Raw genomic sequence first — 21,506 nt, 5'->3', positions numbered from 1 at the left:
CCTCGCGGCGCAAGGTCCGAACCGGTCACAAACGATCCAGCGCACGATCCAGCCAGCCATCGCCGCCGCCCCTGACCCATTCAAAACCCAGCCGCCGGGGCAGATCGACGCCCTCTGGGCGAAGCATTCGCACCTCCGGGTGTTCAAAGCTGTCTGGCATCAGACAGCCACCACCGCCATGCCGTCCGGCCGGTTTGCGGTGACCGTCAACCTGCAGGTCAGCTTCCTCGCCCCGGCGAAGGGCACCGCGCTGATCGCGCGCGCCCGCGCGCTTCAGGTTGGAAGCACGATTGGCGTGGCGCGTGTTGATGTGGTGTCGGTGGCCGATGAGGTGGAGACGGCGTGCGCTATCGCGACAGTGACGCTTCGCGGCGTCGACTTCCCGGCCAAATAAAAGCCACGCAATGCTGGAGAGTGCGGCATGTTCCGACGACGGAACGCGCATCGCTGCCAGGAGATGCAAGGTTGAGGTTCGGTTCGCTGCTGATCCAGCACACGAGATGTTCGGAAGCGCGAAAGCCAATAGCCAGCCCCGCGGCTCAACGGCTGTCGATCTCGTTTCGCTGACCAGAATGCGGATTAAGCAACCGAGCTTTGAGTCGGTAAACGCTGGCTTTTCCGTCGCTAATGTATTTGTTGAATTGCTTCGCACCAAGAATGTGCATGAAGCGTCAGTTCTTCGTTTCGGCTCGGCGGCGCACTCGGCGCGGCGCGTTGAAGAATATGATTGAGCCAGCAATTCTTCGAAGAAACGGCGAGACCGCGTTCGCGATCTCGCCGGATAATGCCGATCAAGGTTTAAGATTTGGTATGCCGGTAGTGCATTGTCGAACCGGCCACTGGATGCTCCCGTGTCCCGGACGCGGTGCAGCGCGTTAGCGATGCGCCGCAGAGCCGGGACCGCTTCGCGAGATGGACCCCGGACCAGCAGCGCATCACTTGCGTGCTGCGCTGCATCCGGGGAACGACACCATCAGTTCTTGGTCTTGTCGACCAGCGCGCCCTTCTTGATCCACGGCATCATGTCGCGGAGCTTGGCGCCGACTTCCTCGATCGGATGCTGGGCGAGCTTGGCGCGGGTGGCCTTGAACGAGGTCTGGTTGACCTTGTTCTCCAGCATCCAGTCGCGGGCGAACTTGCCGCCCTGGATGTCGGCGAGGACGCGCTTCATCTCAGCCTTGGTCTCTGACGTCACGATGCGCGGACCGGTGACGTATTCGCCGTACTCGGCGGTATTGGAGATCGAGTAGTTCATGTTGGCGATGCCGCCTTCATAGATCAGGTCGACGATCAGCTTCACCTCGTGCAGGCACTCGAAATAGGCCATCTCAGGGGCGTAGCCGGCTTCGACCAGCGTCTCGTAGCCGCCCTTGATCAGCTCGACCAGGCCGCCGCAGAGCACCACCTGCTCGCCGAACAGGTCGGTCTCGCACTCTTCCTTGAAGGTGGTCTCGATGATGCCGGCGCGGCCGCCGCCGATCGCCGAGGCGTAGCTGAGGCCGAGGTCATGGGCGTTGCCCGAGACGTCCTTGGCGATCGCGATCAGGCAGGGCACGCCGCCGCCGCGCTGGTATTCCGAGCGGACCGTGTGGCCGGGGCCCTTCGGCGCGATCATCAGCACGTCGAGGTCGGCGCGCGGGTCGAGCAGGTTGAAATGGACGTTGAGGCCGTGCGCGAAGACGAGCGCCGCACCCTTCTTCATGTTGTCGTGCAGGTGCTCGCGGTAGATGTCGCCCTGCAGTTCGTCCGGGGTCAGCATCATGACGAGGTCGGCCCATTTGGCGGCTTCGGCGACTTCCATCACCTTGAAGCCGGCGGCTTCCGCCTTCTTGGCCGAGGCCGAACCCTTGCGCAGCGCAATGGCCACTTCCTTGACGCCGGAGTCCTTCAGGTTCAGCGCGTGGGCGTGGCCCTGGCTGCCATAGCCGACGATGACGACCTTCTTGCCCTTGATCAGGTTCAGGTCGGCATCACGATCGTAATAAACACGCATGGGTCGTTTCCTTAATCGATGGCCAAAACGGCCGGTTAATCAGGCATTTGGAGGAATAGGACCGCCGGTCGCCCGCGAATTTCCGGCGTTGTCTAGAGCATTTTCCGCGTCAAAGGAAACCCGTTTATGCATGGCGCGGTGCGGCATCATGCGTCCATGAAGACCGGATAGAGCGACGCCAGCAGCAGTACCGCCATGACGATGTTGAAGGCCCGCACCGCCCGCCGGGAGGTCAGGACCGGCCGCAGCGCGGTGCCGAACAGGGCCCAGGCGGTGCAGGACAGGATGCCCAGGAGCAGGCTCAAACCGACCTGGATCGCGATGTTCCAGGGGTAGGCGGCGATCGCCGCATAGGCGGTGATGGTGCCGATCACCATCACCCAGCCCTTGGCGTTGACCCATTGGAACATGGCCGCGCCCCAGAACGTCATCGGCCGGCGGCTGTCGTCCTGCTCCGCCGACGGCGGCTCGGACATCGCGATATGGGCGGCCAGATAGACCAGGTAGGCCACCCCGGCATATTTCAGGATGGTCTGCAGCACCGGGTAGGCGATGAAGATGGTTCCGAGCCCGAGGCCGACAGCGCCGATCATGAACGCGAAGCCGACCGTGATGCCCATGATGTGCGGGATGGTGGGGCGAAAGCCGTAGGTCAGCCCCGACGACAGCAGCATGATGTTGTTCGGGCCCGGCGTGAAAAACATCACCGTGGCGAACATGACGAAGGCGATCAAAAGCGAATGTGACATGGGGCCTCGCGCGATCTTTGGCATCATCTTCGGCCGCTTCGACAGCAGCATGATGGCAATACCGCCAACGGCGGTGACCATTCCGGCGAGCCGCAGCGGCCCGAAGGTTTCGCCGAACGCCACGCTCGACGCAGCCGAGCCGACGAACGGCACCAGCAGCGCGAACGGCACCACCTGCGCGGCCGGGTAATCCCGCAGCAGCCTGCCCCACAGCCAGTAGGCGATGCTGGTGGAGACGCCACCGAGGCCGATCATGCAGATCAGGCCGGTCAGCGACATATGGGTCAGCGCATGCCAGGTCGGCTGCGGGCCGTTGCCGACCAGCGTCAGCGCCAGCAACGGCACCGCCGCGACCAGGCACAGCCACGCGAACAGGTCGAACATCGGCACATCAGGCGCGCGCCGGAGCAGCAGATTGCCGGCCGCAAAACTGAGCGGCGAGATCATCAGTATGGCGAAGGCACTGATGCTGAAATCGTAACCGACGGTGCCGCAGATCATCAGCAAGCCAATCGTGGCAACACCGATGCCGACCGTCTGCCACGCGCTCGGCCGTTCACGGAACAACAAGGCGGCAAAGCCGATGGTGAACAGCGCCTGGCTCTGCACGATCACGCTGGAAAGGCCGACGGGAACGCCGTGGGCGATGGCAAAGGCCTGGGCGAGAAACTGGCCGAGGAACAGCGTGAAGCTGATCGAGGCCAATACCGTCCATGAAACCTTCGGCCGCGCCACGAACAGGCACGGCAAGGCCGCGATGGAAAAGCGCAGCGTCGTCATCAGTTCCGGCGAAAATTCGTTCAGCGCGATCCGGCTTGCCACGAAGGCAAGGCCCCAGATCACCGCGACCAGCACGGCGATGCAGACATCGGCCGGTTTCATTTTTTTCTAGCTCTGTTGGTCCGGCTTTGGTTTGCGCAGGAGGTAAGTGCCGTGGAGAGGGGCGTGATAGTCGACCGATTCCAGCGTGAAGCCGACATCGGTCAGCATGCGCTCGATCACCCAGCCGAAGGTCGAGTATTCGTCGCGCATATGGGTGACCACGCCCTCGCGCTGGAAATCGTGGTTCTTGATGGTGAAATCGGCCCACTGCTCGACATCGCGCTCGGTGCCGTCGGGCGTGCTGACGAACACGATGTCGCGCAGGTAGAAATTGGCGCCGGGCTTCAGCGCCGCGTAGATTCTTGCCAGCGCCACCGCCTTCCAGAAATCCGGCAAATGATGCAGCGTGAATTCGCTGACGATCAGATCATAGGAATTCGGCTGATAGGCGAAGCTCAGCATGCCGGCCGGCTGGGTGCGGATCGCGACCTTGCGGTCGCGGGCCTGGATGTTGGCGAGCGCCAGCATCGCGGGCGAAATATCGATGGCGTCGACCTCGGCGCCGATCAGCGCCGCCTCGCAGGCCAGCACGCCGTTGCCGCAGCCGATATCGGCCACCCGCCAGCCCTTCTGCACGCCGAGCATGGTCAGCGCCGCGCGGGCGCGAAGGTCAGAGTCGTCATGCCGGTCGTAGATCGAGGCGACCGCAGAATCGAGCCCGAGCTGCCGCCTTTGAGTGTAATACCAGTCACGCGCCAGCATGTTCACATCCCCTCAGGCCCGCGCCCGATCGCGGCAACACCGGTGCGCGACACTTCGACAAGGCCGAGCGGGCGCATCAGGTCGATAAATTGATCGATCTTGGAAGAATTGCCTGTGATCTCGAACACAAAACTCTCGGTGGTGGCATCGATCACGCGGGCGCGGAAGGCGTCCGCCAGCCGCAGCGCCTCGACCCGGTGGTCGCCGCCGCCGCGCACTTTCACCATGGCGAGTTCCCGCTCGATCGAGCGGCCGGTGATCGTCATGTCGACCACGCGATAGACCGGCACCATGCGATCGAGCTGGTGCTTGATCTGCTCGATCACCATCGGCGTACCCGTGGTGACGATGGTGATGCGGGAGAGATGTTTCTGGCTTTCGGTTTCAGAGACCGTGAGGCTTTCGATGTTGTAGCCGCGGCCGGAAAACAACCCGATCACGCGCGCGAGCACGCCCGGCTCGTTCTGCACCAGGACCGAGAGCGTGTGCGTCTCGTTGGGATCGTGCCGCTCTTCCAGGAAGTAGGCGGATGCGGGCTGGTTCATTGTCGTCCCCTTGGATTCTTTCTCGGTCACGTCATCGCCCGTTGATCTGCGGTAACGGCATCCGGCCCGAGCCAATGGCGAAACCGGTCAAAATCGATGTTGCCGCCGCTCAACACTAGGCCGACCCGCTTACCTTGAAGTTTCTTCTTCTCCTGCAGAGCCGCCGCCAGCGCAGCCGCACCGGCGCCTTCCGCAAGATTGTGGGTATCGGTCCAGTAAGCCCGCATCGCCGAGGCGATTTCGTCGTCAGTCACCTGCAGGACGCGGGAAGCGCCCTTGCAGATGATCGCGACCGCATCGGCATCAGGAATGCGTGTCGCCACGCCGTCGGCGCGCGTGTTGCTGGTTTTGGTCGTTACGACGGCGCCGGCCGCGAACGACAGTGCGTAAGACGGCGCTTCGGTCGACTGCACGCCGACGATTTCCGTTTTCAGGCCAAGCAGATCACGCGCGAGGATGCAGCCGCAAATGCCGGAGCCCTGCCCGATCGGAACATAGAGAACGTCGAGATCACGCGCCTTTCGCAATAGTTCGAGCGCATAGGTCGCGACACCCAGGACAAGATCGGGATGGAAGGCCGGCACGATTTCCAACCCATTCGTCTCCGCGCGCCGATAGGCTTCCTCGCGTGCCGCCTGAAAATCCTCGCCGTATTCGACAAGCTCGGCGCCAAATCCGCGTATCGCGCGATTTTGCTCGACCGAATTGCCGTGCGGAACATAGATCGTCACCGGCACGCCGTGACGGCTGGCCGCAAACGCAAGGCTCTGTCCGTGATTGCCGCGCGTCGCCGAAATGATCCCGGGCGTGTTGGGCCGTTCACGCTTCAGGCGGTCGAGGTAGACCAGTCCGCCCCGTACCTTGAAAGCGCTGGTCGGCGTGTGGTTCTCATGCTTGACCACAACATCAGCGCCGAGCCGGTCGCCAAGCAGCGGCCAGGCATGCGCCGGCGTCTGCGGCACCGCCTGCCCCACGATCTCGTGCGCGCGTTCGAGCTCTTTGAGGTCAAACATGGGAGCCCCGCACTATCCGCGTGCGCGATAAGTTCCCTCGCCCCGCTTGCGGGGAGAGGGTTGGGGTGAGGGGCAGCCTCCGCGAGGACGGTGAGAGACGGACTCGCGGAGAGTCCCCCTCACCCGCGCCTTCGGCGCGACCTCTCCCCGCAAGCGGGGAGAGGCAAAGAAAGAGCGCTCGCTGTTGCTTCATCGTCGTCCTCACACCAGCGCCTTGCCGCCGGCAAACGCCGCGGCGGTGGCTTCGTCGGTGGCTTCCGCCGGCAGCAGCATTTCGTTATGCGCCTTGCCGGACGGAATCATCGGGAAGCAGTTTTCGAGCGCAGCGACGCGGCAATCGAACAGCACCGGGCGCTTGACCTTGATCATCTCCTTGAGCGCGCCGTCGAGATCGCCGTGCTTGATCGCCTGCAGGCCGACGCAGCCGAAGGCGTCCGCCAGCTTGACGAAATCCGGCAGCGCTTCCGAATAGGAGTGCGACAGCCGGTTGCCGTGCAGGAGCTGCTGCCACTGCCGCACCATGCCCATGTACTGGTTGTTCAGGATGAAGATCTTGATCGGAAGTTCAAACTGAACCGCCGTCGACATCTCCTGCATCGTCATCTGCACCGAGGCGTCGCCTGCGATATCGATCACGAGGCTATCGGGGTGCGCGACCTGCACGCCGAGCGCGGCCGGCAGGCCGTAGCCCATGGTGCCGAGACCACCCGACGTCATCCAGCGGTGCGGCTCCTCAAAGCCGAAGAACTGCGCCGCCCACATCTGGTGCTGGCCGACTTCGGTCGTGATGTAGGTGTCATGGCCGCGCGTCGCCTCGAACAGCTTCTGGATGGCGTGTTGCGGCAGGATGACGTCGTTGCTCTTCTTGTAGGCGAGCGAATTGCGCGCACGCCAGGTGGCGATCTCCTGCCACCAGCTCTTGATGTCGGGCTTCTTCGCTTCCGCCTTGAACACCTGCAGCAGGTCGCCAAGCACATTGCCGGCGTCACCGATGATCGGCACATCGACATGAATGTTCTTGTTGATCGAGGACGGATCGATATCGATGTGGATCTTCTTCGAGCCCGGCGAGAACGCATCGACGCGGCCGGTGATGCGGTCGTCGAAGCGCGCCCCGACGCACAGCATGACGTCGCAACCATGCATCGTCATGTTGGCCTCGTAGGTGCCGTGCATGCCCAGCATGCCCAGCCAGTTCTTGCCCGTGGCCGGATAGGCGCCGAGGCCCATCAGGGTCGAGGTGATCGGGAATCCCGTGACCTCGACCAGCTCGCGCAACAGCTTGGACGCCTCCGGCCCGGCATTGATGACGCCGCCGCCGGAATAGATCACCGGCCGCTTGGCGGAAGCCAACAGGGCCACGGCTTTCCGGATCTGCGCGGCATCGCCCTTCACGCGCGGCGTGTAGGAAACGTGCACGTCGTCCTTGCGCGGCGGATGATAGGTGCCGACCGCGAATTGCACGTCCTTAGGGACATCGACCAGCACCGGTCCGGGACGACCCGTGGTCGCGACATAGAACGCCTCGTGCAGCACTTTTGCGAGATCGTTGACGTCGCGCACCAGCCAGTTGTGCTTGGTGCAGGGACGGGTGATGCCGACGGTGTCGCATTCCTGGAACGCGTCATTGCCGATCAAGTGCGTGGGCACCTGCCCGGTGATGCAGACCAGCGGAATCGAATCCATCAGCGCATCCGTCAGCGGCGTCACCATGTTGGTGGCGCCGGGACCCGACGTCACCAGCACCACGCCGGGCTTGCCGGTCGAGCGCGCATAACCCTCCGCCGCATGGCCCGCGCCCTGCTCGTGCCGCACCAGAATGTGCTCGACGTCGCTCTGCTGGAAAATCTCGTCATAGATCGGAAGCACCGCGCCGCCGGGATAGCCGAACAGATGCTGGACGCCATGATCGATGAGCGCGCGCACGATCATCGCGGCGCCGGTCATCTGATTGGGATCGTGGCTCTTGTCGGTCATGGTCTGCTCCGGATGCGCTGCTGGCGCGGCTTTCTTCGGTTTCGATTTTTAAGGGAATAAAAAAAGGGCCCGAGAGGCCCCATGCACACCGCCTGAATTTGGGATGGCCTCAGCCACCCCCGGCGGTGCGCCTGGCTACGACTACGATAAGGAGTTTGGTAATAATATTGCGCATTCGACGTCTCGGACTTCCCAAAGGTTGCGCGGTTATACCGCCCGGTCCCCGGAAGTCAAGGGAAGGACGCTTTCAGCGCGATTTTTACAGCTTAGCGGCGTTCCGGCCGTTCGGCGAGGGGGAATTTTATGCGTACGGCCATGCGGGGAGGCTGCGTGCCGTCCTTGAGAGCGAACCTCCGGCGCACCCGAAACTAAGCGTAGGTCGGGGCCAAATCATACCGAGCTGCCAAGGCCTCGACTGGAAGATTCCATTCCTGGCCAATGGCGCGGATCATATCCAGTGTTAAGGGGCGGACGCGATTCAATATTTCGGATGCGCGATTTCGGCCAATCAAGCCGGCCAATTCCGCTTGCGACCTGCCCATGGATTCGATCGCAAAATGCAGAATGTCGACGGGATCGCCATGCTTCGTTGCGAAGTGCTTGTCTTCGTACGCCTTGATGAGGGTGGATAGAACCTCGAAGCGATCGCCATCGGCGGTGCCGGGCTCGGGTTCGGATTCGAAATAACGGGATACTTCGCGGATCGCCCAGTCGTAATCCCGTTCATTGTGGAGAGGTTTTACATCCATCATCACACCGTCTCCGCATCTATGCCGTCATACTCTTCATGCGTACCGACAAACTTGATGAGGGCGGTTTTGAACTTGTAGGAAAAGTGGACGACAAGGCGATACTTGTTCCCGCCGATATCGAAGATGGCTCTGTTGTCTCCGACAAAGTCCACATTATTTCCGAACGCTCTCTTCAGGTCTGCAGGCCCACTCCACTCGCCTTTGGAAACGATTTGATACCAGGTGCCGAGCGGTATCTCGGCCTGAGGGTAACGCTTCCAAAAGACCTGAAGTGCCTTCCTTGCTATTACGTTCGTAGCCATAGCATGTTCCCGTCATGGGATCAATCAAAAATTCCCACCATGGGAACAGATTAGAACAATCCGCGCCTTTAGCCTCGCGGAACGATACCTTCCACCCACCCCCTCACCGCCTCCGGCTTCACCCACTCGAATTCTGGCAGTTGATGCCTGAACCAGGTGAACTGCCGCTTGGCGTAATGGCGGGTGTCGGCGCGGCCGATTTCGGCGGCCTGTTCGGGCGTGATCTCGCCGCCGAGGTAGCGGATCAGGGCGGGCACGCCGTGGGCCTTCATCGCCGGCAGCAGCGGATCGAGCTTTCGCGCGGCCAGCGCGGCGACTTCCTCCAGCGCGCCGGCGTCCAGCATCGCGCCGAACCGCGCATTGATCCGCGCATAAAGCTGATCGCGTTCCGGCGCGAGGAACAGCGCGGTGAACTCACCCGGCGGCAGCAGCGGCGGCAGGCCTTCGCCATGCCAGTCCGGCAGCGCGCGGCCGGTGGCCTCCACGACCTCCAGCGCGCGGGCAATCCGCGTGCGGTCGCGCGGCTTCAGGCGTTCGGCCGAGACGGGATCGCGCCGCGCCAGCTCGGCATGCAGCGTCTCGACGCCATCGCGTTCCAGCCGGGCGCGAACGGCATCGCGTACTTCCGCCGGGATCGGCGGCACCGCGGAGAGGCCGCGCGTCAACGCCTTGAAGTACAGGCCGGAGCCGCCGATGAAGATCGGCAGGCGTCCTGCCGCGCGTGCGTCCGCCAGAACCTTTGCGGCATCCGCCACCCAGGCGCCGGCCGAGAAATTGACTGATGCGTCGACATGGCCATAGAGCCGGTGCGGGGCGCGCGCCTCTTCCTCTACCGTCGGCCGCGCCGTGATGATGCGGAGATCGCGATAGACCTGCATGGAATCGGTGTTGATGACGATTCCCCCGGTCTTTTGCGCCAATTCGAGCGCCAGGGCCGACTTGCCGCTGGCGGTCGGCCCTGCGATAAGCACGGCCTTGCTCAAATCTAGCTGATACGCCTGCATGTCCCTCGTCGCCACCCTCATCTGCAACCCGGCCAATCCCGCGCTCGACAGTACCATTGTCGACGGCGCGCTGGCCGTTCTCCCCTCGCCCGGAACGGCGCAATGGCTGTTCGACGAAGTGGCGGTCGACATTCCCTTCGACTATCAGATCAAGAGCCCTGATGACATCAAGGCGATCGAAACCCGCCTGCAAGCGGCGCGCGGTGACCTGCCGATCGACATTGTGGTGCAGCCTGTCGCGGCACGGCGCAAGAAGCTTTTTCTGGCGGACATGGATTCCACCATGATCGTCCAGGAATGCATCGATGAGCTGGCCGATTTCGCCGGGCTGAAGGCGCATGTCGCCGGGATCACCGAACGGGCGATGCGCGGCGAAATCGAATTCGAGCCGGCGCTGCGCGAGCGCGTTGCGCTCCTGAAAGATCTGCCGGTCAGTGTGGTCGACGAGGTGCTGGCAAAACACATCACGCCGACGCCGGGCGGCCGGGAGCTGGTCATGACCATGCGTGCCAGCGGCGCTTACACCTGCCTGATCTCGGGCGGCTTCACACTGTTCACCCATGCGGTCGCCGCAAAAATCGGATTCCAGGAGAACCGCGCCAACGAGCTCGGGGTTCGCGACGGCAAGTTCACCGGCGAAGTGGCCGAGCCGATTCTCGGCCGCGCCGCCAAGCTGGCAACGCTGATCGAGCTTCGCGAATCCTTCGACCTCGACGAAATCGACACGCTGGTGACCGGTGACGGCGCCAACGATCTCGGCATGATCCAGGCGGCGGGGCTCGGCGTCGCCTATCACGCCAAGCCCGCGGTCGCCGCCGCCGCCGCCGCGCGGATCGACTATGGCGACCTCACCGCGCTGTTATATGCGCAGGGCTATCGGCGCGAGGAGTTCGCGGACTAATTGAAATTGGTTTGCTGCTCACGCCAGCAACGTGAACCTATTGCGACGATGAGCAACCTTAAGTAGCTTGCACAAAAGGGCATCTTAAGGGGTCGCAATGAGCCAACCTAAGACGGTTGATCGTGGCGTTTCATTTATCAAATTCGTGCTTGGACTTCTAAGGGCTCACCCGGACGGCATGCGTCCCCGCGACATCTACGCTGAGATCGAATCAAAGCTGCCCCTGGATGACTTCGACAAGGAGACGATGAAAGGGTCGGGGTTACCCCGGTGGCGAGCCGCCCTGCATTTCCACTCTGTCGCCGCGACGAAAGCCGTATTGCTCGTCAAGTCAGACGGACGGTGGCGGGTGACGGACGAGGGTCAGAAGTTTGTGACCCTGCCGGATTACGAACTCAAGCGGCTGATGCGATCCCGCTACCGCGAATGGCGCTGGAGCCATCAGAAGGCAAAGACGGACGCTGGAATTGCAAACGCAGTCGACGAAACGCCGCCACTCGACACTTCGGTTCTGTTCGAAGATGCCAAGGAAAAGGCCCGCGAAGAGATAGACACCTATCTCGACACCCTCTCGGGCTACGAATTTCAGAACCTCGTTGCGGCACTGCTTGAAGGCATGGGATACGCCACCAGCACCGTTTCAAAACCGGGCTCGGACGGAGGGACGGATATCCTTGCCTATATCGATCCGCTGGGCGCGAAGACGCCGCACATCCGGGTTCAGGTGAAGCATCGAGTTCAGACAGCTTCGCGTGAAGATGTCGCGGCACTTCGAGGCATCATCCGGGGCGATCGGGAAATCGGCCTGTTTGTTTCTTCCGGTGGCTTCTCAAGAGAGGCGCGCCGCGAAGCCGGCAATGGCGCCGTTCACATTGAGCTCGTCGACCTCGATCGCTTTCTTGAACTCTGGCTGCAGCACTACAGCAAGATACCTGAAGTCAAGCGATCGAAGCTTCGCCTTGAACCAATCCACTTTCTGGCCGTGGTTTCGCTGACGTGAGGCACTTTGAGTACGCGGGGAGTTCGTGGGGGATAAAGACTCTACGTCGTCCCTGCGAACGCAGGGACCCATACGCCGCGGCGGATGTTATCTTGGAAAGATGGTCGACGGCTTTCTCTCAACAACACAGGTTTGTGATTATGGGTCCCTGCGTTCGCAGGGACGACGCCATCATACGGAGCAGCCAGCAAAGTCACGTCGACGTTAGCGCCCTACTGCACGCTCAGCGCGACGAAGCGCAATTCGCCCTCGCCGTTCGAGACCAGCAGCAGCACCGACTTCTTGCCGTCCTTCTTGAGCTGATCGATGCGCTTCTTGATGTCGGCCGCGTTAGTGACCGCTTCCTGCGCCACCTCGACGATGACGTCGCCGGCGGAGAGGCGCTTTTCGGCGGCGTCGGAGTTGCCATCGACGCCGGTGACGATCACGCCCTTGACGCTGTCCTTGATCTTGTACCTGGTGCGCAGATCCTTGCTCAGCGCGGCGAGATCGAGGCCGAGCGCTTTCTGCGTCACGGGCTTTTCGGCGGGATCTTCCTTGGTCTTGGCGGCGACCTGCTGCACCTTTTCGGTATCCTCGAGGCGGCCGAGCGTGACCTTGCGGCTTTCCTCCTTGCCCTTGCGGATGATGATCACGTCGACTTCCTTGCCGACCGCCGTGTCGGCGACGACGCGCGAGAGATCCTTCGGGTCCTTGACGTCCTTGCCGTCGAACTTGACGACGACGTCGCCGGGCTCGATGCCGGCGGGCTTGGCCGGCCCCTTGTCGTCGACCCCGGCCACCAGCGCGCCGCGGGCAGGCTTGATGTTGAGGCTTTCGCCGATCTCGTCGGTGACCTGCTGGATCCGCACGCCGAGCCAGCCGCGGCGCAGTTCGCCGAACTGCCGGAGCTGATCGACGACGCCCGCCACCGTCTTCGACGGCACCGCGAAGCCGAGGCCGATCGAACCGCCGGTCGGCGAAATGATCAACGTGTTGACACCGACCACCTCGCCTTCGAGGTTGAACAGCGGTCCGCCGGAATTGCCGCGGTTGATGGAGGCGTCGGTCTGGATGTAGTTGTCGTACGGGCCCTGGCTGATGTCGCGATTGCGCGCCGATACGATACCGGCCGTGACGGAGCCGCCGAGGCTGAAGGGGTTGCCGATCGCGATCACCCATTCGCCGAGCCGCAGCTTGTCGGAATCGCCGAACTTCACCGCGACCAGCGGCTTCACCGGCTTGAACTTCAGGACCGCAATATCGGTCTTCTTGTCGACCCCGACCAGCTCGGCCTTGATCTTGGTGCCGTCGTTCATGATCACGTTGATTTCGTCGGCATCCGCGATGACGTGATTGTTGGTGACGACGACGCCCGTTTCATCGATGATGAAGCCGGAGCCGAGCGAATTGGTTTTGCGCGGCGGCTGCATGTCGCCGCTCTTGTCGCCGCCCTTCGGCGAACCGCCGCGGCGGTTCTTGAAGAAGTCGTCGAAGAATTCCTCGAACGGCGACCCCGGCGGCAATTGCGGCATCGCCTCCCTGCCGCTGCCACCGCCCTTGACCTCCACGCTCTGCGAGGTCGAGATATTGACGACCGAGTCGATCACCTTCTCGGCAATGTCGGCGATGCCGTCCGGCCCGCGCGCGCTGGCCGGCGCCGACGCCAGCAAGCTGGCGGCACTGAGCGAGATCGCAATCCCCATCAGGCACAGGCGGCGGCTCAAGGCGGGTCTGGCACCGGTCATGTCGGCTTGTCTCCAAAGGGTCGAATTCGGGTCCACAGTGCGCCCGAACGGGTCCGAGGCGCAAGCATCTGCGCTTGATATTCCGGCGAAAAACCGGCCCCCGGCGGCTCACGATTGCGTTGACGCCACAGCTAGTTGCGGGCCGTTTATTGCCGCCATTCCCCGCGCAAGCGCGTAGCGCTTGTCGCTGAGGGCGCGAAGCGAACCCGGAATGGCGGTGAATATCTACCGCCGCACGAACCAGATCAGGAGCAGGCCGACGATCGCCGAGACGATGCCGACGATCCGCAGGATATTGTCCGGCGTTGCCAGCGCGCTCTTCATCGCCCGGCGCATCCAGGCCGGGCTCGCGGCGAACATCAGGCCCTCGAACACGAAAAGCAGGGCCACACCGATGAGGAAGTCGGTGAACGCTATGGACCTCATCGGAAAACAACCCCCCGCTATTCAAGCGCCTTTTGTTTTTATGCCGGCGAAGCGGGCCCGCTTCGCCGTAACGCGTGTATTCCGGCCTGAAATTCTAAGGCTTCGGCGCCGCGGCCACCGGCGGATGGCCCGACGGATTGGCGAAGAAGCGGAAGAACTCGGAATCCGGCCGCAGCAGGAAGCGGGTGTCGTTGGAGCGAAGCCCGGTCTCGTAGGCCGTCATCGAGCGGTAGAAGGCGAAGAATTCCGGATCCCTGCCATAGGCCTCGGCGAACAGGCGGTTGCGCTCGGCGTCGCCGACGCCGCGGGTCTGCTCGGCGGTCGAATTGGCCTCGGCGATGATGACGGTGGCCTCGCGATCGGCCTTGGAGCGGATCTCCTGCGACTTCTGGCCGCCCTGGGCGCGGAACTCAGCCGCCTCGCGCTGCCGTTCGGTCTGCATGCGCTGATAGACCGCCTGGCTGTTGGCCTCCGGCAGATCGGCGCGGCGGATACGCACGTCGACCAACTGAATGCCGTACTGATCGGCCTCTCTGTCGAGCTGGTCGCGGATGCGCGTCATCAGGCCCTCGCGTTCGTCGCGCACGACCGTGATGAAGTTGACCTCGCCCAGCACGCGGCGCAGCGCCGCGTTCAAGAGCGTGGTGAGCTGGATGTTGGCGGCCTGGATCGAGCCGATGCTCTGATAGAAGCGCAACGGGTTCTTGATCCGGTAGCGGGCGAAGGCGTCAACCACGAGCCGCTTCTGGTCGGAAGCGATGACTTCCTGCGACGGATTTTCCAGATCGAGGATGCGCTTGTCGATGCTGATGACGGTGTCGATGAACGGCGCCTTGAAGTTAAGGCCCGGCTCCGACACGACGTCGACCGGCCGGCCGAGCCGGACCACGAGCGCCTGCTCGGTCTGCGACACCGTGAAGATCGAGCTGTAGCCGACGATCACCAAGAGGAACAGCAGGATCAGGGTGACAACACCTGCAACCGGAGACCTCATCGCGTGCCTCCGCTCTGCTGCTGGCCAGCCGTGGGCGCCGGACGGCGCGGCGTCAATTCGCTGAGCGGCAGATACGGCACGATGCTCTGTGCGGAGTTGCCGCCGTCATAGACCAGCTTCTCGGACCCGCCGAGAATCCGCTCCATCGTCTCCAGATAAATTCGCTGCCGCGTCACGTCGGGCGCCTTCTTGTATTCGTCATAGACCTTCGTAAAGCGCGCGCTCTGGCCCTTGGCCTCGGCGACCGCCTGTTCCTTGTAACCTTCGGCAACCTGCAGGATCTGCGCAGCGCGGCCGCGCGCGTCGGGGACGACGCGGTTGGCATAGGTCTGCGCCTCGTTCTGCAGCCGCTCGAAGTCGGCGCGCGCGGCCTGCACGTCGCGGAACGCGTCGATGACCTGCGCGGGCGGGTCGACCTTCTGCATCTGCACCTGCGTGATCTGAACGCCGGAGCCGTAGTGATCCAGCGTCCGCTGCATCAATTCCTGCACGCCCTGCTCGTTCGTGGTGCGGGCGCCGGTGAGGATCGGCTGAATCAAGGAGCGCCCGATCACCTCGCGCATTGCGCTTTCGGCCACCGCCTTCACGGTGCCTTCGGGATTCTGGATGTTGAACAGGAAATTGCCGACGCCGTTGGGCTTGATCCGCCACAGCACGGTGAAATCGACGTCGACGATGTTTTCGTCGCCGGTCAGCATCAGGCTTTCTTCCGGCACGTCCCGCATGGTGCGGCCGCGCCGCGCCGGATCGTCGATCAGCGTCATTCCGATCGAGATGGTGGAGACGCGCAGCGCCTTCGGCAGCAGCACGCTTTCGATCGGATAGGGCAGATGATAATTCAGGCCGGGGTCAACGGTGCGCACGTGCTTGCCGAAGCGCAGCACGACGCCGAGTTCTTCCGACTGCACGCGGAAGAATCCGGACAATCCCCAGATCGCCAGCGCGCCGACCAGCACCAGCGCGATGCCCATGCCGCTGAAATGGCCGCCCGGCAGAAGCTGCTGCAGCTTGTCCTGGCCGCGCCGCAGAAGGTCCTCCAGATCGGGGGGCCTTGGCCCGACCGATTGCGGACCGCCGCCCCATGGTCCCTTGGGACCCTGGCCCCATGGGCCCCCGCCTTGATTCTTCCACGGCATATAAACTCTCCTCTGCGGGGGGCCCGGGTCCGCCTGTTGGGCAGGATGCCTTAAGCCTCGCATATCCGCCCGGCTTTATAGGGGACCGCTAGGTCCCTTACAACGCAAGCTTACCTCTCGAAGCAGCTATGCCTGACGCCACAATTGTCAATGCAAACATTGGTTGGCGAGGTTAATGCGGCGATTAGCGCTTCCTGCGCCGACGAAATGTCACATAGGAGAAATCGGCGCTGTCGTGCGAACCGGCCGGATTCCGCACGCGCGCCACCTCCTCCCATGCAGCAGGATCGACGGCCGGGAAACGCGTGTCGCCGTCAGGCCGGGCATGCACCTCGGTGATCTCCAGGCGATCGGCGCTGTCCATCCATTGGGCATAGATTTCCGCGCCGCCGATCACGGCGATTTCAGTGGCGAAACGTCGCAGCGCATCGCCGGTAGCGATCGCCTTCGCATCGGTGAAGGAATGGGTAACCACCACGCCATCGGCGCGAAAACCCGCGTCGCGGGTGACCACGATATTGGTCCGCCCCGGAAGCGGCCGGCCGATCGAGGCGAAGGTCTTGCGTCCCATCACCACGGGCTTTCCCATTGTCAGCGCCTTTAACCGCGCCATGTCGGATTTCAGCCGCCACGGAATGGCGCCACCTGCCCCGATCACGCCGTTCTCCGCGACCGCAACGATGAGAACGATCTCCATTACCGCGCCCCTTGCGCCAGCGCCGTCAGCGCGGGACCGCCGACCCGGCAAACCGTCCACGCGTCCATCAGTTCCGCACCGAGCGATTTATAGAATTCGATCGACGGCGTGTTCCAGTCCAGCACCGACCATTGCAAACGCGACCAGCCGTTCGCCACGCATTTCCTGGCGAGATGCACCAGCAGCGCCTTGCCGATACCCTTGCCGCGCAGCGCGGGGCGAACGAACAGATCTTCGAGGTAGATCCCGGAGCGGCCGCTGAAGGTCGAGAAATTGACGAACCAGACCGCAAAGCCTGCGGGGACGCCGTCCCATTCGGCGATCTCGCAGAACAATCGCGGATTGGCGCCAAACAGCGCCGCATCGATGTCGGCCTCCGTCGCCTCCATTTCGTGAAGCAGCTTTTCGTATTCGGCGAGTTCGCGCACGAAGGACAGGACTAGGCCTGCTTCGTCCGGCCGCGCGCGGCGGATCAGAAGGGACATCAGATGCTCACACCGCTGCTGCTCATATGGCGACTTCGGCCTTGATGTGCGGGTGCGGATCGTAGCCTTCGAGCGCGAAATCCTCGTAACGGAACGCGAAGATGTCCTTCACGTCAGCATTGATCTTCATGACCGGCAACGGGCGCGTCGGCCGCGTCAGTTGCAGCCGCGCCTGTTCGAGGTGGTTGGAGTAGAGATGCGCGTCGCCGAGCGAGTGCACGAAATCACCGGGCTTCAATCCCGTCACCTGCGCGACCATCATGGTTAGCAACGCATAGGACGCGATGTTGAAGGGCACGCCGAGGAACACGTCGGCGGAACGCTGATAGAGCTGGCAGGAAAGCTTGCCGTTGGCGACATAGAACTGAAACAGGCAGTGACAGGGCGGCAGCGCCATCTTGTCGACGTCGGCCGGATTCCACGCGCTCACGATAAGCCGTCGCGAATCCGGGTTGCGCCTGATCATGTCGATGACGTTGGAAATCTGGTCGATGCTGCGGCCATCAGGCGCCGGCCAGGAGCGCCACTGCGATCCGTAGACCGGGCCCAGATCGCCATTGGCGTCGGCCCATTCATCCCAGATCGAAACGCCATTTTCCTTGAGGTATTTGATGTTGGTGTCGCCGGCGAGAAACCACAGCAATTCGTGCACGATCGCCTTCAGCGGCAACCGCTTGGTGGTCAGCATCGGAAACCCGGCCGCCAGGTTGAACCGCATCTGGTGACCAAAGATCGACAGCGTGCCGGTGCCGGTGCGGTCGTGCTTCTCCGCGCCGTCAGAGAGGATCCGTTCGAGCAGGTCGTGGTACTGGTTCATGGCTGGTGCTTCAGGCCTTTATCAGAACGGCGAATTTAGCGGCCGGGACATCCGATCGACACGCCGATTCGGCTTCGCGCACCGATTATACCCGGAAAAATGATCATCCCTTGCGCAAACGACAAGGGGCGGAACCCGCGTCCCGCCCCTCGCCTATCCGCTTGATTGTTGGGATTAATTCACCGGCTTGAGCACTGGCGTCCACTTCACGATTTCGCTCTTCACCAGGGTTCCCAGCGCCGCTGGGGTGCGATCCGCGGTAGCCGGGATGACGCTGCCGAGATCGAGCAGGCGCTTGCGCACGCCCTCGTCATCCAGTGCCTTGACGACCGCGGCGTTCAATTTGGCGACGACATCCGCAGGCGTTCCCTTCGGCGCGAAGATTGCGTTCCACGCCTGGGCCTGGAAGGCCGGCAGGCCAGCCTCCGTGGTGGTGGGAACATTGGGCAGCGACGGGTTACGTTCGGGCGTCGCCACGGCATAGGCCTTGATGGTGCCGCCGTTGATTTGCGGCACGGCATTGACGATCTGGTCGCACATGTAGTCGACCTGCCCCGCCACCAGCGCGTTCATCGCAGGTCCCGTGCCGTTAAAGGGAACGCCGATCGGCTTGACGCCGAGGACCGAGTTCAGCAGTTCGCACGATACGTTCGAGACCGAGCCGACGCCGGCATGCGCCGCGTTGACCTTGGTCTCATTCGCCTTGACGTAGGCGATGAATTCCCTGAGGTCCTTTGGCGCCAGATCCTTGCGCGCCAGGATCAGGATCGGCGTGCCGGCGAGCAATCCGACCGGCTCGAAGTCCTTCTCCGGGTGATAGGCGAGCTTGGGATAAAGCGGCACCGACGCCGCATGCGTGCCCATATGCCCGGTGATCAGCGTATAGCCGTCATTCGTAGCCTTCGACGCTCGCGTGGTGGCGGTGGTGCCGCCGGCGCCGACCACGTTCTCGATGATGATGGCCTGACCGAGCGTCTGCGCCATATGGCCGGTGACGATGCGCGCGATGACATCGGTCGGACCGCCTGCCGCGAACGGCACGATCATGGTGATGCTGCGCGTCGGATAGGCCTGCGCCAGCGCCGGCGTCGCCATCAATGCCAACCCGGCAAGCGCAGCCAGGCAACCGCTCGCAAGCGAGCGTCCATACCAGTTCATGATGAAATCCTTCAGCCCTTAAACAAATGCCGGCTCTCCCAAGCCGGCATTTGCTCTTTAGCATTTCACCCGGGGTCGAACAGACCTCGGCCTGCGGCGCACCGCCGCAGGTTAGTTCTCGGACTCGACGAACACCTCGTCGCGCTTCTTGCGCAGCGTTGGCAGAACGGCCAGCACGAGCAGGGCGGCGGCAATCGCCATCAGCACCGCCGACAACGGGCGGGTCAGGAACACTGACCAGTCACCGCGCGAGATCAGAAGCGCCCGTCGCAGGTTCTCTTCCATCAACGGCCCGAGCACCATGCCGAGCAACAGCGGCGCCGGCTCGAAATCGTGCTTGATCAGCCAGTAGCCGACCAGCCCGAACGCACCGGCAAGCACGACGTCGACCGGGGCGTTGTTCACCGAGTAGATGCCGATGGAACAGAAGATCACGATGGACGGGAACATCAGGCGATACGGCACGCGCAAGAGCCGCACCCAGATGCCGACCAGCGGCAGGTTGATGATGAGCAGCATCAAATTGCCGACCCACATCGAGGCGATCATGCCCCAGACGAGTTCCGGCTGCTTCTGCATCACCTGAGGACCGGGCACGATGCCGTGAATGGTCATCGCGCCGACCATCAGCGCCATCACCGCGTTCGGCGGAATGCCGAGCGTCAAGAGCGGGATGAACGAGGTCTGGGCGGCGGCATTGTTGGCGCTTTCAGGCGCCGCAACACCCTGGATCGCGCCGCGGCCGAACTTCTGGGGCGTTTTCGAAACCTTCTTTTCGAGCGTATAGGCCGCGAACGATGCGATCACGGCGCCGCCGCCCGGCAAGATGCCGAGGATCGATCCGAGCACGGTGCCGCGCAGGATCGCCGGCGTGGAATCGATCATGTCCTTCTTGGTCGGCATCAGGCCCGTGACCTTCTGCTGAACCAGTTCGCGATCGCTTTCGCCGCCGGCATCGAGATTGCGGATGATCTCCGCAAACCCGAACAGGCCCATCGCCACCGTGGCGAAGCCGAGACCGTCGGCCAGTTCGGGAATGTTGAAGGCCATGCGCGAGGCACCGGTTTCGATGTCGGATCCCACCATCGACAGCAGCAAGCCCAGCACGATCATCGCGATCGCCTTCAGCACCGAACCCTTCGCCAGCACGACCGCGAAGATCAGGCCGAGCACCATCAGCGAGAAATATTCGGCAGGTCCGAAGGCAAGCGCCAGCTTGGTGAGCGGCGCGCCCAGCACGGCGATCAGAACGGTCGCGACGCAGCCGGCGAAGAACGATCCGATGGCTGCGATCGCCAGCGCCGGACCGGCGCGGCCCTGTTTGGCCATCTGGAAGCCATCGAGCGCGGTGACCACAGACCCGGCCTCACCGGGGATGTTGACCAGGATCGACGTGGTCGAGCCGCCATACTGCGCACCATAATAGATGCCGGCCAGCATGATCAGCGCACCCACCGGCGGCAGGCCAAACGTGATCGGAAGCAACATGGCCACTGTGGCGATGGTGCCGATGCCCGGCAACACGCCGACAAGCGTGCCGACCAGTGCGCCGATCAGGCACAGCAGAATGTTGACGGGAATCGGAATTGACGTCCCGCCGAGAAAGGCCGGCGTCCACTGCACGAGGTTGAAAACGACGCCGAAGCCGAGTCCAAGGTTTGAGAAAATATCACCCATCACGCCCTCACCGGATCATGAATGTCGGCAGGAGCTGCAAAGGCAGACCGAGCGCGTAAGGAAACAACAGGGCGCAGAACGTCGTAAGGCAGGCGCCGACGATCAGCGTTTCTATCCACCGTGTCTCCGGTGTTCCGCATGCCGAGATCATAAAGCTTGTCATGGCGGCGAAGATCATTCCCATCGGCCGGATCGTAAGGGCAAACGACAGGATCGCCAGCGACACAAACAGCGGACCCCGCCAGTGGTATTTCGCAAGGTGTGTGCCTTCGGTCAAAACACCGACGGCGGTGACGGCAGCGCCCAGGCCCAGCAGCAGAAATCCGAACATCCGCGGCGCGGTGCCGGCGCCGAACGAGAATCCGCGCATGCCCTGCAGGTCGCTGGACGCCCAAAGGGCGAACAGCGCGATGCCCATCAGCGCAAGGCCGCCGATAAAATCCTGCGGGCCGCGGACCCATTTCGGCAGGATAGATTCAACCGGCGTATGGCCCGGCGAGTCGTTCATGGATACTCCTCCCCCCAAAGCGGGCTTCGAGCCCGTTGCTTGGATAACCTGGATTGGATGC

23 protein-coding genes and 1 pseudogene are annotated in these 21,506 nt (G+C 63.0%); 4 read left to right on the top strand and 20 right to left on the bottom strand.

Annotated elements, in window-relative coordinates:
* Positions 1 to 139 precede the first annotated feature (139 nt).
* Both V1293_RS32305 and V1293_RS32300 read left to right on the top strand, forming a co-directional pair.
* Complete coding sequence (locus V1293_RS32305) at positions 140 to 394, top strand: PaaI family thioesterase (RefSeq protein WP_334515349.1); 255 nt, start codon at positions 140 to 142, stop codon at positions 392 to 394.
* Between the two features lie 10 nt (positions 395 to 404).
* On the top strand, positions 405 to 731 hold the full coding sequence (locus V1293_RS32300) for a hypothetical protein (RefSeq protein WP_334515348.1): 327 nt from the start codon (positions 405 to 407) through the stop codon (positions 729 to 731).
* A gap of 242 nt (positions 732 to 973) precedes the next feature.
* Here the strand turns inward: V1293_RS32300 and ilvC are convergent, their stop codons facing one another.
* From ilvC to miaA, 10 genes and pseudogenes are all read right to left on the bottom strand, one after another.
* The gene (gene ilvC, locus V1293_RS32295; RefSeq protein WP_334515347.1) at positions 974 to 1,993 is read right to left on the bottom strand and encodes a ketol-acid reductoisomerase; all 1,020 of its coding nucleotides are present in this window, start codon (positions 1,991 to 1,993) and stop codon (positions 974 to 976) included.
* A gap of 146 nt (positions 1,994 to 2,139) precedes the next feature.
* Positions 2,140 to 2,742, bottom strand: a complete 603-nt coding sequence (locus V1293_RS32290; protein ID WP_334517009.1) for a LysE family translocator — start codon at positions 2,740 to 2,742, stop codon at positions 2,140 to 2,142.
* Between the two features lie 9 nt (positions 2,743 to 2,751).
* Positions 2,752 to 3,624 (bottom strand): annotated as a pseudogene (locus V1293_RS32285) (EamA family transporter); the annotation flags it as partial.
* Between the two features lie 6 nt (positions 3,625 to 3,630).
* Positions 3,631 to 4,326: a class I SAM-dependent methyltransferase gene (locus V1293_RS32280; RefSeq protein ID WP_334515345.1), complete on the bottom strand. Its 696-nt coding sequence runs from the start codon at positions 4,324 to 4,326 to the stop codon at positions 3,631 to 3,633.
* A gap of 2 nt (positions 4,327 to 4,328) precedes the next feature.
* Positions 4,329 to 4,871, bottom strand: a complete 543-nt coding sequence (ilvN, locus tag V1293_RS32275; RefSeq protein WP_334515343.1) for an acetolactate synthase small subunit — start codon at positions 4,869 to 4,871, stop codon at positions 4,329 to 4,331.
* Between the two features lie 26 nt (positions 4,872 to 4,897).
* Entirely contained in the window at positions 4,898 to 5,884 is a 987-nt protein-coding gene (locus V1293_RS32270; RefSeq protein WP_334515341.1) for a threonine dehydratase, read from the bottom strand.
* Between the two features lie 201 nt (positions 5,885 to 6,085).
* A complete protein-coding gene (locus V1293_RS32265) occupies positions 6,086 to 7,861 on the bottom strand; it encodes an acetolactate synthase 3 large subunit (RefSeq protein WP_334515338.1) in 1,776 nt (591 codons plus the stop codon).
* Positions 7,862 to 8,229: 368 nt separating this feature from the next.
* Positions 8,230 to 8,613: a helix-turn-helix domain-containing protein gene (locus V1293_RS32260; RefSeq protein ID WP_334515335.1), complete on the bottom strand. Its 384-nt coding sequence runs from the start codon at positions 8,611 to 8,613 to the stop codon at positions 8,230 to 8,232.
* On the bottom strand, positions 8,613 to 8,915 hold the full coding sequence (locus V1293_RS32255) for a type II toxin-antitoxin system HigB family toxin (protein ID WP_334515333.1): 303 nt from the start codon (positions 8,913 to 8,915) through the stop codon (positions 8,613 to 8,615). The genes V1293_RS32260 and V1293_RS32255 overlap by 1 nt, the downstream gene beginning before the upstream one ends.
* A 68-nt stretch (positions 8,916 to 8,983) precedes the next feature.
* Entirely contained in the window at positions 8,984 to 9,919 is a 936-nt protein-coding gene (miaA, locus tag V1293_RS32250; RefSeq protein WP_334515331.1) for a tRNA (adenosine(37)-N6)-dimethylallyltransferase MiaA, read from the bottom strand.
* Here miaA and serB point away from each other — a divergent pair.
* Both serB and V1293_RS32240 read left to right on the top strand, forming a co-directional pair.
* Positions 9,918 to 10,820: a phosphoserine phosphatase SerB gene (serB, locus tag V1293_RS32245; RefSeq protein WP_334515329.1), complete on the top strand. Its 903-nt coding sequence runs from the start codon at positions 9,918 to 9,920 to the stop codon at positions 10,818 to 10,820. The two genes, miaA and serB, sit on opposite strands and share 2 nt — an antisense overlap.
* 97 nt (positions 10,821 to 10,917) lie before the next feature.
* On the top strand, positions 10,918 to 11,820 hold the full coding sequence (locus V1293_RS32240; RefSeq protein WP_334515327.1) for a restriction endonuclease: 903 nt from the start codon (positions 10,918 to 10,920) through the stop codon (positions 11,818 to 11,820).
* A gap of 212 nt (positions 11,821 to 12,032) precedes the next feature.
* Here the strand turns inward: V1293_RS32240 and V1293_RS32235 are convergent, their stop codons facing one another.
* The 10 genes from V1293_RS32235 to V1293_RS32190 form a co-directional block, all read right to left on the bottom strand.
* Positions 12,033 to 13,505 (bottom strand): Do family serine endopeptidase, encoded by a 1,473-nt coding sequence (locus V1293_RS32235; protein ID WP_442894386.1) that lies wholly within the window; start codon positions 13,503 to 13,505, stop codon positions 12,033 to 12,035.
* A 267-nt stretch (positions 13,506 to 13,772) separates the two neighbouring features.
* Positions 13,773 to 13,973, bottom strand: a complete 201-nt coding sequence (locus V1293_RS32230) for a DUF2065 domain-containing protein (protein WP_334515323.1) — start codon at positions 13,971 to 13,973, stop codon at positions 13,773 to 13,775.
* 94 nt (positions 13,974 to 14,067) lie between these two features.
* Positions 14,068 to 14,967: a protease modulator HflC gene (hflC, locus tag V1293_RS32225; protein WP_334515321.1), complete on the bottom strand. Its 900-nt coding sequence runs from the start codon at positions 14,965 to 14,967 to the stop codon at positions 14,068 to 14,070.
* Entirely contained in the window at positions 14,964 to 16,103 is a 1,140-nt protein-coding gene (gene hflK / locus V1293_RS32220) for an FtsH protease activity modulator HflK (protein WP_334515319.1), read from the bottom strand. The genes hflC and hflK overlap by 4 nt, the downstream gene beginning before the upstream one ends.
* Before the next feature lie 184 nt (positions 16,104 to 16,287).
* Positions 16,288 to 16,800, bottom strand: a complete 513-nt coding sequence (locus V1293_RS32215; protein ID WP_334515317.1) for a dihydrofolate reductase — start codon at positions 16,798 to 16,800, stop codon at positions 16,288 to 16,290.
* On the bottom strand, positions 16,800 to 17,285 hold the full coding sequence (locus V1293_RS32210; protein ID WP_334515316.1) for a GNAT family N-acetyltransferase: 486 nt from the start codon (positions 17,283 to 17,285) through the stop codon (positions 16,800 to 16,802). The genes V1293_RS32215 and V1293_RS32210 overlap by 1 nt, the downstream gene beginning before the upstream one ends.
* A 22-nt stretch (positions 17,286 to 17,307) precedes the next feature.
* Positions 17,308 to 18,102 (bottom strand): thymidylate synthase, encoded by a 795-nt coding sequence (locus V1293_RS32205; protein WP_334515315.1) that lies wholly within the window; start codon positions 18,100 to 18,102, stop codon positions 17,308 to 17,310.
* A 174-nt stretch (positions 18,103 to 18,276) separates the two neighbouring features.
* Positions 18,277 to 19,260, bottom strand: coding sequence for a tripartite tricarboxylate transporter substrate binding protein BugD (locus V1293_RS32200; RefSeq protein WP_334515313.1), 984 nt, complete (start codon positions 19,258 to 19,260; stop codon positions 18,277 to 18,279).
* A gap of 111 nt (positions 19,261 to 19,371) precedes the next feature.
* Complete coding sequence (locus V1293_RS32195) at positions 19,372 to 20,937, bottom strand: tripartite tricarboxylate transporter permease (RefSeq protein WP_334515311.1); 1,566 nt, start codon at positions 20,935 to 20,937, stop codon at positions 19,372 to 19,374.
* Positions 20,938 to 20,944: 7 nt separating this feature from the next.
* The gene (locus V1293_RS32190) at positions 20,945 to 21,445 is read right to left on the bottom strand and encodes a tripartite tricarboxylate transporter TctB family protein (RefSeq protein WP_334515309.1); all 501 of its coding nucleotides are present in this window, start codon (positions 21,443 to 21,445) and stop codon (positions 20,945 to 20,947) included.
* Between the last annotated feature and the right edge of the window lie 61 nt (positions 21,446 to 21,506).

The sequence above is a fragment of the Bradyrhizobium sp. AZCC 1693 genome, from assembly GCF_036924745.1.
Classification (GTDB): Bacteria; Pseudomonadota; Alphaproteobacteria; order Rhizobiales; family Xanthobacteraceae; genus Bradyrhizobium.
The sequence above is the reverse complement of the archived record's forward strand: the minus strand, read 5'-3'. Positions and strand labels throughout refer to the sequence as shown.

Coding starts and splice junctions, on each gene's coding strand:
- V1293_RS32260 (WP_334515335.1), bottom strand. CDS start 8,613: ATGATGGATGTAAAACCTCTCCACAATGAACGGGATTACGACTGGGCG.
- V1293_RS32195 (WP_334515311.1), bottom strand. CDS start 20,937: ATGGGTGATATTTTCTCAAACCTTGGACTCGGCTTCGGCGTCGTTTTC.
- hflC (WP_334515321.1), bottom strand. CDS start 14,967: ATGAGGTCTCCGGTTGCAGGTGTTGTCACCCTGATCCTGCTGTTCCTC.
- V1293_RS32200 (WP_334515313.1), bottom strand. CDS start 19,260: ATGAACTGGTATGGACGCTCGCTTGCGAGCGGTTGCCTGGCTGCGCTT.
- V1293_RS32210 (WP_334515316.1), bottom strand. CDS start 17,285: ATGTCCCTTCTGATCCGCCGCGCGCGGCCGGACGAAGCAGGCCTAGTC.
- ilvN (WP_334515343.1), bottom strand. CDS start 4,871: ATGAACCAGCCCGCATCCGCCTACTTCCTGGAAGAGCGGCACGATCCC.
- V1293_RS32230 (WP_334515323.1), bottom strand. CDS start 13,973: ATGAGGTCCATAGCGTTCACCGACTTCCTCATCGGTGTGGCCCTGCTT.
- V1293_RS32215 (WP_334515317.1), bottom strand. CDS start 16,800: ATGGAGATCGTTCTCATCGTTGCGGTCGCGGAGAACGGCGTGATCGGG.
- V1293_RS32240 (WP_334515327.1), top strand. CDS start 10,918: ATGAGCCAACCTAAGACGGTTGATCGTGGCGTTTCATTTATCAAATTC.
- miaA (WP_334515331.1), bottom strand. CDS start 9,919: ATGCAGGCGTATCAGCTAGATTTGAGCAAGGCCGTGCTTATCGCAGGG.
- V1293_RS32265 (WP_334515338.1), bottom strand. CDS start 7,861: ATGACCGACAAGAGCCACGATCCCAATCAGATGACCGGCGCCGCGATG.
- V1293_RS32300 (WP_334515348.1), top strand. CDS start 405: ATGCTGGAGAGTGCGGCATGTTCCGACGACGGAACGCGCATCGCTGCC.
- V1293_RS32270 (WP_334515341.1), bottom strand. CDS start 5,884: ATGTTTGACCTCAAAGAGCTCGAACGCGCGCACGAGATCGTGGGGCAG.
- V1293_RS32190 (WP_334515309.1), bottom strand. CDS start 21,445: ATGAACGACTCGCCGGGCCATACGCCGGTTGAATCTATCCTGCCGAAA.
- V1293_RS32235 (WP_442894386.1), bottom strand. CDS start 13,505: ATGGGGATTGCGATCTCGCTCAGTGCCGCCAGCTTGCTGGCGTCGGCG.
- serB (WP_334515329.1), top strand. CDS start 9,918: ATGTCCCTCGTCGCCACCCTCATCTGCAACCCGGCCAATCCCGCGCTC.
- V1293_RS32290 (WP_334517009.1), bottom strand. CDS start 2,742: ATGTCACATTCGCTTTTGATCGCCTTCGTCATGTTCGCCACGGTGATG.
- ilvC (WP_334515347.1), bottom strand. CDS start 1,993: ATGCGTGTTTATTACGATCGTGATGCCGACCTGAACCTGATCAAGGGC.
- hflK (WP_334515319.1), bottom strand. CDS start 16,103: ATGCCGTGGAAGAATCAAGGCGGGGGCCCATGGGGCCAGGGTCCCAAG.
- V1293_RS32205 (WP_334515315.1), bottom strand. CDS start 18,102: ATGAACCAGTACCACGACCTGCTCGAACGGATCCTCTCTGACGGCGCG.
- V1293_RS32280 (WP_334515345.1), bottom strand. CDS start 4,326: ATGCTGGCGCGTGACTGGTATTACACTCAAAGGCGGCAGCTCGGGCTC.
- V1293_RS32255 (WP_334515333.1), bottom strand. CDS start 8,915: ATGGCTACGAACGTAATAGCAAGGAAGGCACTTCAGGTCTTTTGGAAG.